The organism is Bacillus sp. AFS029533 (assembly GCF_002585125.1).
GTDB lineage: Bacteria > Bacillota > Bacilli > Bacillales > Bacillaceae_G > Gottfriedia > Gottfriedia luciferensis_B.
Genome location: NZ_NUQC01000001.1, coordinates 69,595 through 83,199, shown reverse-complemented (window position 1 = coordinate 83,199; position 13,605 = coordinate 69,595). Strand labels below are relative to the sequence as shown.

Below are 13,605 nucleotides of genomic sequence, written 5' to 3'. Positions count from 1 at the left end.
GTATTTATTACAGTGGTATCGGGTACAACATCACTGAGAGATGGGAAGAGGTGGAAGAAGAGTTTTCGGATTAAATGCAGTAATATTGATATAATAATTATATAAAAATAAAGACTCCTAGTAAGATTTAGGAGTCTTTATAAATGTTCACAGTTTTTTGTGCCTCACACACTCAATGCATACATTATGCTCACAAAATGCTCACTAACTAAAAATAACTCAAACGAATTAAATTTTGATTTAAAGGGTCATAAGTAATACTTATTACAAATGATAAGTTACTTGTTATTTACTTATGATATACATTGTAATAATATATTATTGTAAGGTATTGAAAAGTTTGGATATAAAATATATTCAGACATTTTTTGCTTAATAGGGGGAAGAACACATGGGGAAAAATGACGTTTTCCAATCTCGTTCGACATTTACTGCGAACGATAAAACTTATCATTATTATCGCTTAAAAGCAATTGAGGAAGCTGGAGTAGCTAAAATCGGTAAATTACCTTATTCGATTAAAGTGTTACTAGAATCAGTTCTTCGTCAAGTAGATGGAAGAGTAATTACAAAAGATCATGTTGAAAATTTAGCAAAATGGGGAACAAACGAGCTACAAGATGTAGATGTTCCGTTTAAACCTTCTCGTGTTATTTTACAAGACTTCACAGGTGTTCCAGCTGTAGTTGACTTAGCTTCATTACGTAAAGCTATGGCTGATATGGGTGGAGACCCTGAAGTAATTAATCCAGAAATTCCAGTAGATCTAGTAATTGACCACTCTGTAATGGTTGATAAAGCTGGTTCAGTGGATGCATTAGATTTCAATATGGATTTAGAATTTTCTCGTAACGAAGAGCGTTACCAATTCTTAAGCTGGGCTCAAAAAGCATTTAATAACTATCGTGCAGTTCCACCAGCAACTGGTATCGTACACCAAGTTAACTTAGAATACTTAGCAAATGTAGTACATGCAATTGCAAATGAAGATGGTGAAGTTGTTGCATTCCCTGATACATTAGTGGGTACTGACTCACATACTACTATGATTAATGGTATTGGTGTATTAGGTTGGGGTGTAGGTGGTATTGAAGCTGAAGCAGGTATGCTTGGTCAACCATCATATTTCCCAGTTCCAGAAGTTATCGGTGTTAAATTAATCGGTGCTTTACCAAGTGGAACTACTGCAACTGATGTTGCGTTAAAAGTTACTGAAGTTTTACGTAAAAAAGGTGTAGTAAATAAATTTGTTGAGTTCTTTGGACCAGGTTTACAAAGTATGCCTTTAGCAGACCGTGCTACAATTGCAAACATGGCTCCTGAATACGGTGCAACATGTGGATTCTTCCCAGTTGATGCTGAGGCACTTAACTACTTACGTTTAACAGGTCGTTCTGAAGAGCAAATTCAATTAGTTGAAGCTTACTGCAAAGCAAATGATTTATTCTATACAGCTGACTTAGAAGATCCTACATTTACTGATTTAGTAGAAATCAATCTTTCAGAAATTGAATCAAATCTTTCTGGTCCAAAACGTCCACAAGATTTAATCCCATTATCTGAAATGAAAAAAGCATTCCAAGCAGCAGTTTCTGCTCCAATGGGTAATGCAGGATTCGGTTTAACTGACGAAGCATTAAATAAAGAAGTAAACGTTAAATTTGAAAATGGTACTGAAACAACATTTAAAACAGGTGCAGTAGCAATCGCAGCAATCACAAGTTGTACAAATACTTCAAACCCATACGTTATGTTAGGTGCTGGTTTAGTAGCTAAAAAAGCTGTTGAAAAAGGATTAACAGTACCTGCTTATGTAAAAACTTCATTAGCTCCTGGATCTAAAGTTGTTAGTGGATATTTACAAGAAGCTGGATTAATTCCTTTCTTAAATCAATTAGGCTTTAACATTGTTGGTTATGGATGTACTACATGTATCGGTAACTCAGGTCCATTAGCTCCTGAAATGGAAGCAGCTATTGCTGACAATGATATGTTAGTAACATCTGTACTTTCTGGTAACCGTAACTTCGAAGGACGTATTCATCCTCAAGTTAAAGGTAACTACTTAGCATCACCACCATTAGTAGTTGCTTACGCGTTAGCAGGTAATGTAAATATCGACTTCTCAGTTGAGCCAATCGGTCAAGATAAAGATGGAAACGATGTGTTCTTAAAAGATATCTGGCCAACATCTGCAGAAGTTCAAGAAGTAGTTGCATCTACAGTTACTCCTGAATTATTCAAAAAAGAATATGAAAGAGTATTTGAAGATAACAAACGTTGGAACGAAATTCAAACAACTGATGATTCTTTATACAAATGGGATAGCGAATCAACTTATATCGCAAATCCTCCATTCTTTGAAGGATTATCAAAAGAGCCAGGTGTAGTTAAACCATTAGCTGGTTTAAAAATCGTTGGTAAATTCGGTGATTCAGTAACAACTGACCACATTTCACCAGCTGGTTCTATTGGTAAAACAACTCCTGCAGGACTTTACCTACAAAGTAAAGGTGTTAAACCTGTAGACTTTAACTCATACGGTTCTCGTCGTGGTAACCACGATGTAATGATGCGTGGTACATTCGCTAATATCCGTATCCGTAACCAAATCGCTCCAGGTACAGAAGGTGGATACACTACTTACTGGCCAACTGGCGAAGTTATGTCAATTTATGATGCAGCAATGCGTTATAAAGAAGATGGTACTGGATTAATGATCTTAGCTGGAAATGACTACGGTATGGGAAGTTCTCGTGACTGGGCTGCTAAAGGAACAAACCTTTTAGGAATCAAAACAGTTCTTGCTGAAAGCTTCGAGCGTATCCACAGAAGTAACTTAGTATTAATGGGTGTTTTACCACTTCAATTTAAAGATGGCGAAAATGCTGAAACATTTGGATTAAACGGTAAAGAAGTATTTGCTGTTAATGTAGATGAGAATGTTAAACCACGTGATCTTGTAAAAGTAACTGCAACAAAAGAAGACGGCACAACTGTTGAATTTGAAGTAGTTGCTCGTTTCGACAGCGAAGTTGAAATCGACTACTACCGTCATGGTGGTATCTTACAAATGGTATTACGTGATAAATTAAATAATTCTAAAGTAACTCATTAATATAGAAAACACGGTCTTTTTTGGACCGTGTTTTTTTGTTTTGGGTAAGTAGCATCGCAATTTAAACGATGTCATTGCAAATAAAAATCAGAAATCGCAATTAAAATATGTCATCGCAAATAAAAACCAGTAATCGCAATTAAAATGATGTCATCGCAAATAAAAACCTGTAATGGCAATTAAAATGATGTCATCGCAAATAAAAACCTGTAATGGCCATTAAAATGATGTCATCGCAAATAAAAATCAGAAATCGCAATTAAAATATGTCCATCGCAAATAAAAACCGATAATCGCAATTAAAATGATGTTATCGCAAATAAAAACAGGTAATGGCAATTAAAATGGTGGCATCGCAAATAAAAACCAGTAATGGCAATTAAAATGATGTCATCGCAAATAAAAATCAGAAATCGCAATTAAGTTATGTCTTCGTAAATAAAAACCGGTAATGGCAATTAAAATGGTGGCATCGCAAATAAAAACCAGTAATGGCAATTAATATGATGTCATCGCAAATAAAAACCGGTAATGGCAATTAAAATGGTGTCATCGCAAATAAAAACCAGTAATCGCAATTAAAATGATGTTATCGCAAATAAAAACCGTTAATCGCAATTAAAATGATGTTATCGCAATTAAATTTGTAAAATCACAATTAAAATCAGAATATCAGTAATTAATCGGATTGAAGCGATCAACCTAACACTAAAATGGACTAAATGGATAAAAAAATTACGAATTAATAGGCCATTCCTGTAAAAAATATAATGAAAGTGGATCTATATTAAGATAATTTGAATGGAAAATAGTAGTTAAAAGATAATCCAAAGAGATATTGTCTAAGAACATATGTGAGCATGTTCCACTTTTGTATTTATTATGGTTAAATAGAGATAGTTCATTAAAAGGGTGATTTGTATGAAAAAAGTAATTCCTTTGCTGATTCTTTTTGTAGCGTTAGGGTATTCAATTTTTCAATTATATGAGAAAAAAGAAGAAGAGAAAAAAGTCAGTAACAATAATGATGCTTATATTGCTTCAATTGAAAAATTAGGTGTTCAAGTTGGACAGCAGGCACCTGATATACAATTGATGACTTTGGATGAAAAGAAGGTTAATTTGTCTTCATTTAAAGGTAAGAAAGTAATCTTAAACTTTTGGGCTACTTGGTGCCCTCCTTGTCAAGACGAGATACCAGCATTAGAGAAATTCCATCAAGAGCATAAGGATATTGAAATGATTGGTGTTGCGGATTATATTGGCGAGAAAAAGGATTTAAACTTTATCAAGAATTTTGTTAATAAAAATAGTATGAATTATCGAATTTTAATTGATGAAAACGGTGATAATTTTCGTAAATATGGTGTAATTTCAATACCAACTACATACTTTATTAATCCGAATGGAGAAGTAGTTTTTAAACAAATTGGACCATTAACTGAAAAACAATTAAATGCATTTTTAAAATAAGAAAAAATTTACTAAAATGTAAGAAAACTCTTTTTTTTGGCAATACTAACATAAAAAGAAGAGGTGATTGTTTTGAGAAAGAAAAGACATAAATCGTTTCAAGAATTAATTCTAGAAAATAAAAATTCACTATTAAATGATGAAGAAGCTTTGAATAAAATATATGATCGACTAGAAGAACGTTTAGAAAGAAAAGCTAAAGCGGAGTAAATTAGTCATTATAAAAATCAAATTTTGTTTATACAAAAGAAGGAATTATTTCCTTCTTTTTTTGTTGTCAAAATTGGTCATTTTTTAATTTCCTTTTACATATTTACAGCAACAAAACTCATACTATCGCTAGGGGGCGATAAAATGGGAAATCCAAAAAAACATCCTAAAGATTTTGTACCAAATCATGTAGGTACTCAAAACAAAGCAGCTGGTGGGAATAAGGGTAAACAAATGCAGTATAAAGATCCTACTGGCAAACAACCAATTGTAGATAACGGGTAAAATCAAAAACACAAAAACAAATTTTGAATTGGAGTGATTTATGATGGAATATACAAATACACCAAAGCCAGATGATCGTAGTGATAATGCAAGAAAAATTCAAGATAATATAAACAATACGAGGGAAAATATTAACGAAGCAGAAGCTTCTATGAAATTCGGAAATGAGCAAGATCGTCAAAATGCATTAGCTAAAAATCAACGTCGCGAGGAAGCTATAGCAGCATTAGAAAGTGAACTAAAAGACGAGCAAGCATTTAATAATACAAATGACTAATTAAAAAAAGCTAGGTATTTTGAGTTAGCCTCATAAATACCTAGCTTTTCTTTATGCTCTTTTAACTACATTAAAATTAGCTTCAAGAAGCTCCCAATTTTGAATAAAAGGTAATCCTAATTTCCAATACGAGATCCCACGTATATTCTCTTGTTTTATTAAGTTAAACTTGGCTTGAATTGATCTTGCATCTTCGAACCAAACTTCATGTTTTTGACCATTTGATTCTGTATATCGGAAATGAGGTGCTTTTGCTTTGTTATCAAAAAGGATTTCGTTTGTCATTTGAATTGCTAAATTTGTCGCAGCTTCAGCACTTAATGCTTTAGCCATGGTACCTTGTTTAAATGGAACTTTCCAGTCAAATCCATATAGATTTTGACCCATTACAATTTTTGGTACAGGAATTACGGTCTTTGCATAGTTGATTACTTTACGAACTTGATCAATAGGTGATACGGCCATAGGAGGACCGCCTTGCCAGCCCCAATCATATGTCATGATGACAACGAAGTCCACAACTCTACCTATGTTAGCATAATCATGAGCTTCGTAAAATCTACCTTTTTGGTTTGAACTTGTTTTAGGTATTAATGTAGCACTCAAAATGAATCCTTGAGGCAGTCTTGATTTTACTTTATTTAAAAAATTAATATAAGCTACACGGTCAGTTGAGGCAACGTCTTCAAAGTCTATATTTACTTCTCTAAATCCATATTTATTAGCAGTACTAATAATTGTATTTATCAATTTATCTTGAACTGCTGGACTTTGTAATATATCGGTTGCGAGTGATGTTGAAAACTGTCCATTTTCAAGATTAGAGACAACCATCATATATATACAGCGATTATCCCTTGCGATTTGAGGAATGTTTCCAAGTGGTGGTTCTGTTAATGTACCATCTCTTTTCGCATCAAAGCTAAAATGTGCTAAATAGGTTAAAAACTTACTTTCTGTTCGAGCCGATTCTTCAAGTGCTGGTTTAATTGGGTTTGAAGTAGGTTGTAAATAGCCAATTGATTCGATATTTCTTTTTTTTCGTGGTGGAAGATGTAGCTTTTGGCCGACATTTAATGTAGCATATGGACTAATTCCACTTAAAGTTGCAATTTGACTTGATGTTACACCATAGGTTAAAGCTAAATCATATAAGTTATCACCGGGTTGAACAAAATATTCATTTCCTGTAGTTGGTACAACAAGCGATTGACCTTTTATTATTTTATAAGGAGCTACAAGAGCATTTGAATTAATGAGTGCTTGGCGTTCAACTCCATAAAAATCTGCAATACTCATTACTGTTTCTCCACTTTTTACAACATGAATTTGCATCAAGTTTATCTCCTTCCATTAAACGTAGATATTCGTCTCTATTAAATATATGCCAAAGAGTTTGGATTAGAAGAGAATAGGTGGAAAAGCAAATTGAAAATAAAAAACCTAGCCGAAAGCTAGGTTTTTTAGCACGAATATTTATTTTTTTGATTCTTTATCGCTATTTGGATCAAGTGGGAATTGAATGATATTTGAGTTACTTCCTGAAACAGTAGGGAGTTTTCCATCCCATTTTTCTGCTTTTTTGTATTCAATTAATTCATTGGTTAACGTTTGTTGGATTACTTGGTTCGCTTTTGCTTGACCTTGTGCTCTGATTAGTTGTGAATCAGCATCAGCCTTTGCTTCTACTTTTTTCTTTTCTGCTTCAATTCTAGCCGTTTCTAGTTCAATTTTTTTACGATCATTTTCTTGGGCAGCTTGAACACGTGCATCAATTGCATCCTGCGTTTTTGCATCGGGTTTTGGCGTTCCTAGTGTTAAATTTTCAACAAAGAATCCAAGTACTTTTACATCGTCTTTATAGATTGTTTCGATATCAGCTGAGGCATTACTTGATTTCTCGCCGTATAATTGTAAAACTGTGTATTTTGATACTGCAATTCGTGCTGCATCTTGTAGACGTTTCTTTAAATATGTTTCCTCAATTTCCTCGATCGACACAGGTCCAAACTCGTTAAACATGGATACTACTTTAGAAGGGTCAATTTTATATGTATAGGATAAATCCATTTCGATTCTTTTACCGTCTGAAGTAGCTAATGCCACGTCTTTATATTCTACTGTACGAAGACGGACTGGATACTCGGTTACTTTATCGAATAAACCAACGAAATTCCAACCTTGTGATAATGTGTTTTTCTGTATTCCTCCATTTGGTGAGTAGACAACTCCTACATAACCAGGTGTTATTTTTTCAATAAATAATGTTGGAATTGTTGTGATTAAGATCAGCGCAATACCCGCGATGATTCCTCCAATTAGTTTACGATTGAATAATGATTTCTTTTTTTCATTTGGACGAATTTCCATTATTTTTGTCCCCCTTATCCTTTAAAATATTTTTTACTTTCGCTGATTTCTCGCCAATTTTTTCAAATGTTGGAGAAAGAAGAAGCCATACTCCGAATAAAAAAAGAAGGATGATTAAGATTGAGCCTACTAGAACCTTCAAGAAGTTCGACCTCCTAATTTCTAATGTTAGAAAATCATTAGATTATTATAAGAAAATTATAACATTTAGGATAAGTTAAAAAATAGAACAATTATTAATTTTTTGGTAAAGTATTCTGTAGAAGAATAAGAGGTGACTTTATGTTTATTTCAGAAAAATTAGTTGAAGTAAGATATGTAGAAACAGATGCAATGGGTGTTGTCTACCATGCAAATTATTTAGTGTGGTTTGAAATTGGACGTACTCAATTAATAAAAGATTTGGGCTTTAATTATGCAGAAATGGAATCACAAGGTGTTATTTCTCCAGTGATTGATTTGAATGTTTCATACAAGAAGAGTCTTCGTTATGGACAGACTGCTATAGTAAAAACAAAAGTAAAATCACTCACACCACTTAAAGTGATTTATGAATATGAAATCCTTAATGAAGAAGGGGATATTTGCTGTATAGGAAATTCAACACACGTCGTTGTTCATAAAGAAACATTTAGACCGATTAAATTTAAGAAGGTGTTCCCTGACTGGTATGAAGCATATGAGAAGGCGATGGGGCAAGATTAAAGGTTAGAAGAAGCAATAAGAGCATGAATAAATAAAAGATTAGAGAGGGAGATCATTCATCTTCATTCTCTAATCTTTAGCTAATCATGCTTTTAAAATTTTACTTTTGGTTCTGTTTTGTCTTTAATTCGTTTTATATTTGGACGATGTTTATATACGACAAAGATTGTAAGTACGATTAAAATATAAGTTATGATGTACCCATTGTCTTTAATTAGACCAGTGTATTCCATTATAAAAGCTAAAATTGTACCTAAAAATGCTGTTAACATTGACGAAAGTGAAACATATTTTGTTGTTTTTAAACTAATTGCGAAGATAATGATTAAGCAGACAAAAAGTAGTGGTGATGCATATAATAAGATCCCTGCAGAGGTTGCTACCGCTTTACCACCTCTAAATCCGGCAAATATTGGATACATATGTCCAATAACAGCAACTAGACCGATAATTAATGGGTGAATTCCATGATAATGGAATAATACAGGTAATGAAGCTGCTAGTGTTCCTTTTAAAATATCTCCAAGTGTTACAATAATACCTGCTTTTTTACCTAATGTGCGGAATGTATTTGTCGCACCAAGATTTCCACTACCGTGTTGACGGATATCTACTCCGTAAAATATTTTTCCAACTACTAAACCGAATGGTACAGATCCGATTAAATAGGCTAGTACAATAATGACCAAACTCATTTTCTAGCTCCTTTTCAAACAATAATAAATTAGTGCAGTATCATATGATTTTATCACAATTTTAAGCGAATATATAGATAGTTGCTTTAGAATATTAATTCAAATCAGGAAACAAAGGACATTTTATTTTAGGTAAAAGTTCTAATATCTATCAATTTTAATGGAAGGAAAAAAATATGAACCCGACAGTTTTAATCATTGAAGATGAAAAAAGATTAAGAGAAATCGTAAAAGAGTATTTTGAAAACGATCAATTTACTGTAATCGAAGCAGAAGATGGAGAACAAGGTATAAAGAAATTTAACGAAAATCAAGTAGATTTAATTATTTTAGACTTAATGCTACCAAAATTAGATGGATGGGAAGTTTGTAAGTTAATTAGAGAGCAATCAAGTATTCCAATCATTATGACCACTGCTCGCTCAGAAGAAGAAGATCAATTACTTGGTTTTGATATTGGAACAGATGAATATGTGACAAAGCCATTCAGTCCTAAGATTCTAGTAGCGAAAGCAAAAAGTGTACTTAGAAGAACGGCTGATTTAAAAGAAGATGATAAAGAATCTAAAACGATTTGTGGAATTACGATCAATACGTCGTCAAGGACAGCTTCAATAAATAATGAATTATTACAACTTACGAATAAAGAGTTCGAATTACTATGCTATTTAATTGATAATAAAGGCATCGTATTAACAAGAGATCAATTATTAAATAATATTTGGGGTTTTGATTATTTTGGTGATGGAAGAACGGTTGATACACATATAAAAAAACTTAGACATAAATTGGGAGACAAAGCAAAGCATATAGCAACAGTTATTAGAGTAGGCTATAAGTTTGAGGAGTAGAAAATGAAAAATAGTATAGTCCGTAAACTTTTTTTATCCATAACGTTATTATTAGTTATATTTTTATTAATTGTATTTGTTGGTCAATCAATCTTTATGCAATCTTTTTATACGAATAAGAAAGTAAATATTGTAACAGAGGAACTTACACAATTTGCTAAAGGTTATAAAGCGGGTAAATTTAACAACAATCAGTTTCAACAAGAGCTATCTAAACTATATTCCAAATACAATACAACTTTAGCAGTTTTAGATAAAAGAGGCGTATTAAAAGCTGAGAATAATTTTGATTTAACCGTCCTTACGAATGAAGGAAAAAAGGTATATGTACCTTTAAATAATTTATTATATTCGGATCAAATAGACAGTATTTTAGGGCTTAATATTAAAGAAAATTCAAGGATTACAATCCGAGGTTATGTTCAAGATGATTATTTTATTCCACTTTATATAAAAACGAATATGGGTGTTTGGCAAGAGGAAAATCAACCTTCTAACACGATTCAACTGTCAACTAAAAATAATCTTCAGGAATTGGTGAATATTGAAATTAAAGGGAAAGTTGTTAATTTACATTTACCAATTGCAAATCAATATACATATTCAGCTCAAATGAACTCATTAATGGGTGCAATAACTGATTGGGCAAAGAGTAATGAAGATTTTTCTAACTATTCTGAGGAGGATTTCCCGTTAATTTATCGTTACTTAGACCGCGCAAATGGATTAGAAAATAAAGTTTTTATTTACCCAATTAATACGAATAAAGGTTCAAAAGAAGTTATTTTTGCCATTACTTCCCTACAACCAGTAAATGAAGCGATGTACGTTTTAAAAGATTTTTATATTTACGCTTTTATTATTGCTTTATTGCTGATTGTGATCGTTTCTTTTTACTATTCGAAATTGATTACGAAACCATTATTGAAAATGAATTCTGTAACAGATCAATTAGCAAAATTAAACTTTAACGAGAAAATTGATATTCAATCCGATGATGAAATTGGACAATTATCCAAATCAATAAATTCATTATCTGAGAATTTAGCTAGTACGATTGAAAATTTACAGCAGGCAAATGTTAAATTAATGAAGGATATTGAAAAAGAAAAACAGTTAGAACAAATAAGAAAAGAGTTTATTAGTGGAGTATCTCATGAGCTTAAAACGCCATTAAGTATTGTGCAAAGTTATGCAGAAGGTTTAAAAGATGGATTAAATATTGAAAAAAATGGTTATTATGCAGATGTAATCCTTGAAGAAGTTGATCGGATGAACGGGTTAGTTGTCGATATGTTAGAACTTTCCAAACTTCAATCAGGAACATATACACTAAAAAGTGAACCTTTTTTAATTGTGGATTGCATAGAAAATGTGATTATTCGCATGTTTGAAAATAGTAATATTCATTGTCATTTCAATTTTAATCTTGATGAGGATACGCTCGTAATAGGTGAAAAAAGAAAAATAGAACAAGTAATTATTAATATCCTATCAAATGCAATCCATTATGGGAACCCAGGTAGTGTTATAAAAATGAATTTATTAGATGAAGGGGATAATGTAAATATCTCTATTTTTAATGAAGGTAATCCAATCCCTGCTGATAAAATTGATAAAATTTGGGATCGCTTCTATCGTATTGATGAATCTAGAAACAGACAAAATGGTGGAACAGGTTTAGGTTTAGCAATCGTAAAAACAATCCTAGACTTACATCATTCAACTATAAAAGTTCATAATAAGGAAGATGGAGTTGAATTTATTTTTAATTTGAAAAAATATTTGAATTAAATCAAAAAGTTCACAGCAAATACACATGAGTGGGTTAAATTAATATCAATAAAAGATACCTACATATTGGAGGAATGAATTATGGGATATTATGATGAAACAGATTTATACGATGATAATAATCATAAAAGACAAAAGAGAAGTAGACGTGGAGGATATCCACTTGTTACAGGCTTTATTGGAGCGATAATAGGAGCTGTAACGATCTCAATCGTATCCCCGGATATTTTTAATTTAACTAATAAACCTGCAAACTTAAATAATGATACTAATACAGTACCAACACAAGTTATTAATGTATCAAGAGAAGATTTAACAACTACGATCCAAAATGCTCGCAAATTTGTAGTAGGAGTTAATAATTATCAATCATCAAATCCATTTTCAATGGAAACTGAAGAAGCTGGATCTGGTTCAGGTGTAGTTTATAAAAGAGTAGGAAATAAAGCTTTAGTAGCGACAAATAACCATGTTGTTGCTGGTGCAAAACAATTAAAAGTAAAAATGGCAGATGGTCAATTAATTGATGCTAAGCTTGTTGGAACAGATGAATTATTAGATTTAGCAGTTGTAGCAATAGATGCAAAATATGTTACAAATATCGCTAAATTAGGTGATTCAGAAAAAATTAACGTTGGTGAAACTGCTATTGCAATTGGAAATCCACTTGGATTTTTAGAAAGTACTGTAACAGAAGGAATTGTAAGTAGTAAAGCTCGTGAAATACCACAAGATATCGATGGAGATGGAGTTGCAGATTACCAAACTCAAGTAATTCAAACGGATGCAGCGATTAATCCTGGTAATAGTGGTGGTGCTTTAATCAATGCAAAAGGTGAAGTAATCGGGATTAATTCAAGTAAAATTGCCGAACAAGCTGTTGAAGGAATTGGATTTGCAATCCCAATGAATATTGCAAAACCAGCTTTAGATCAAATCGAAAAATTTGGTGAAGTGACTCGACCTGTAATGGGTGTAGGCTTAAAATCACTTGATGAAATACCGCAATTTAATATCGAAGAAACATTGAAATTACCTGGTTCAGTGACTAAAGGTGCAGTTGTTACACATGTTGATCCAAATACTCCTGCTGCTAAAGTTGGAATGAAACAATTAGACGTTATCGTTGCACTTGATGACAAGCCAGTAAGTGATGTCATTACTGTCAGAGAATACTTATATTCACATAAAAAAGTTGGAGATAAGTTAAAGATTACTTATTACCGTGATGGTAAGTTAACTAATTCAACATTAACATTAGCTTCTAGTCAATGATTGACAGGCAATTGACTTAGGAAATATGATAAAAGAATACAAAATAAGCGAAAAGTTAATCTTTTCGCTTATTTATGCAAACAGAAAGGGTGACTAGCAAATGAGTAAATACCCATCAAGAGAAGAAATTGGCAAGATTTTAAAATCAAGTAAAGTAATTGCAGTTGTTGGATTATCAGGGGACCCGTCTAAAACGTCTTATATGGTAAGTAAGGCTATGCAAGATGCTGGATATAAAATTATTCCAGTAAATCCAACAGTTGATACTGTTTTAGGAGAAAAAGCAGTAGCAAGTTTGACTGAAATAAATGAAAAAGTAGATATTGTAAATGTATTTAGAAGACCTGAACACCTATTACCTGTAGCACAAGAGTTTCTTAAAATTGATTGCGATGTTTTCTTTGCGCAGCTTGGTATCGAAAACGAAGAAGCATATCAATTGTTAAAGGAAAATGGTAAAACGGTCATTATGGATCGTTGTATTAAAGTTGAGCATGCAATGACAAGATAGTCCGTTAAAAAAGCTCACTGTTTTATACTGGTCATCAGAAG

General features: G+C 32.3%; 14 protein-coding genes. 10 read left to right on the top strand and 4 right to left on the bottom strand.

Annotated features, from left to right (window positions below):
* The first annotated feature begins 391 nt into the window (after nt 1–391).
* The 5 genes from acnA to tlp all read left to right on the top strand — a co-directional run bounded on the left by acnA (nt 392) and on the right by tlp (nt 5,363).
* A complete protein-coding gene (gene acnA, locus COE53_RS00405; RefSeq protein WP_069032369.1) occupies nt 392–3,118 on the top strand; it encodes an aconitate hydratase AcnA in 2,727 nt (908 codons plus the stop codon).
* A 921-nt stretch (nt 3,119–4,039) separates the two neighbouring features.
* A complete protein-coding gene (locus COE53_RS00400; RefSeq protein WP_069032370.1) occupies nt 4,040–4,591 on the top strand; it encodes a TlpA family protein disulfide reductase in 552 nt (183 codons plus the stop codon).
* 72 nt (nt 4,592–4,663) lie between these two features.
* Nucleotides 4,664–4,801 carry an FbpB family small basic protein gene (locus COE53_RS00395; RefSeq protein WP_082459651.1) on the top strand — a complete coding sequence of 46 codons (138 nt, stop codon included), beginning with the start codon at nt 4,664–4,666 and terminating at the stop codon, nt 4,799–4,801.
* Between the two features lie 144 nt (nt 4,802–4,945).
* A complete protein-coding gene (locus tag COE53_RS00390) occupies nt 4,946–5,086 on the top strand; it encodes an acid-soluble spore protein N (RefSeq protein WP_069032371.1) in 141 nt (46 codons plus the stop codon).
* 43 nt (nt 5,087–5,129) lie between these two features.
* Nucleotides 5,130–5,363, top strand: coding sequence for a small acid-soluble spore protein Tlp (gene tlp, locus COE53_RS00385; RefSeq protein ID WP_069032372.1), 234 nt, complete (start codon nt 5,130–5,132; stop codon nt 5,361–5,363).
* 51 nt (nt 5,364–5,414) lie between these two features.
* Here the strand turns inward: tlp and COE53_RS00380 are convergent, their stop codons facing one another.
* The 3 genes from COE53_RS00380 to COE53_RS23775 form a co-directional block, all read right to left on the bottom strand.
* Nucleotides 5,415–6,701: a glycosyl hydrolase family 18 protein gene (locus COE53_RS00380; RefSeq protein ID WP_069032373.1), complete on the bottom strand. Its 1,287-nt coding sequence runs from the start codon at nt 6,699–6,701 to the stop codon at nt 5,415–5,417.
* A gap of 138 nt (nt 6,702–6,839) precedes the next feature.
* On the bottom strand, nt 6,840–7,733 hold the full coding sequence (locus COE53_RS00375; protein WP_069032374.1) for a prohibitin family protein: 894 nt from the start codon (nt 7,731–7,733) through the stop codon (nt 6,840–6,842).
* Nucleotides 7,714–7,875 (bottom strand): hypothetical protein, encoded by a 162-nt coding sequence (locus COE53_RS23775; RefSeq protein ID WP_165347184.1) that lies wholly within the window; start codon nt 7,873–7,875, stop codon nt 7,714–7,716. The genes COE53_RS00375 and COE53_RS23775 overlap by 20 nt, the downstream gene beginning before the upstream one ends.
* Before the next feature lie 140 nt (nt 7,876–8,015).
* Here COE53_RS23775 and COE53_RS00370 point away from each other — a divergent pair, with 140 nt between their 5' ends.
* A complete protein-coding gene (locus COE53_RS00370; protein ID WP_069032375.1) occupies nt 8,016–8,438 on the top strand; it encodes an acyl-CoA thioesterase in 423 nt (140 codons plus the stop codon).
* A gap of 92 nt (nt 8,439–8,530) precedes the next feature.
* On the opposite strand, the gene plsY is transcribed toward COE53_RS00370, so the two are convergent.
* A complete protein-coding gene (plsY, locus tag COE53_RS00365) occupies nt 8,531–9,133 on the bottom strand; it encodes a glycerol-3-phosphate 1-O-acyltransferase PlsY (protein ID WP_069032376.1) in 603 nt (200 codons plus the stop codon).
* Nucleotides 9,134–9,309: 176 nt separating this feature from the next.
* Between plsY and COE53_RS00360 the strand changes: the two genes are divergently transcribed.
* The 4 genes from COE53_RS00360 to COE53_RS00345 all read left to right on the top strand — a co-directional run bounded on the left by COE53_RS00360 (nt 9,310) and on the right by COE53_RS00345 (nt 13,564).
* Nucleotides 9,310–9,984, top strand: coding sequence for a response regulator transcription factor (locus COE53_RS00360; RefSeq protein ID WP_069032377.1), 675 nt, complete (start codon nt 9,310–9,312; stop codon nt 9,982–9,984).
* A gap of 3 nt (nt 9,985–9,987) precedes the next feature.
* The gene (locus COE53_RS00355) at nt 9,988–11,778 is read left to right on the top strand and encodes a sensor histidine kinase (RefSeq protein WP_069032378.1); all 1,791 of its coding nucleotides are present in this window, start codon (nt 9,988–9,990) and stop codon (nt 11,776–11,778) included.
* Between the two features lie 81 nt (nt 11,779–11,859).
* The gene (locus COE53_RS00350; RefSeq protein ID WP_069032379.1) at nt 11,860–13,053 is read left to right on the top strand and encodes a S1C family serine protease; all 1,194 of its coding nucleotides are present in this window, start codon (nt 11,860–11,862) and stop codon (nt 13,051–13,053) included.
* Nucleotides 13,054–13,153: 100 nt separating this feature from the next.
* Nucleotides 13,154–13,564 carry a CoA-binding protein gene (locus tag COE53_RS00345; RefSeq protein WP_056476782.1) on the top strand — a complete coding sequence of 137 codons (411 nt, stop codon included), beginning with the start codon at nt 13,154–13,156 and terminating at the stop codon, nt 13,562–13,564.
* Nucleotides 13,565–13,605: the final 41 nt, after the last annotated feature.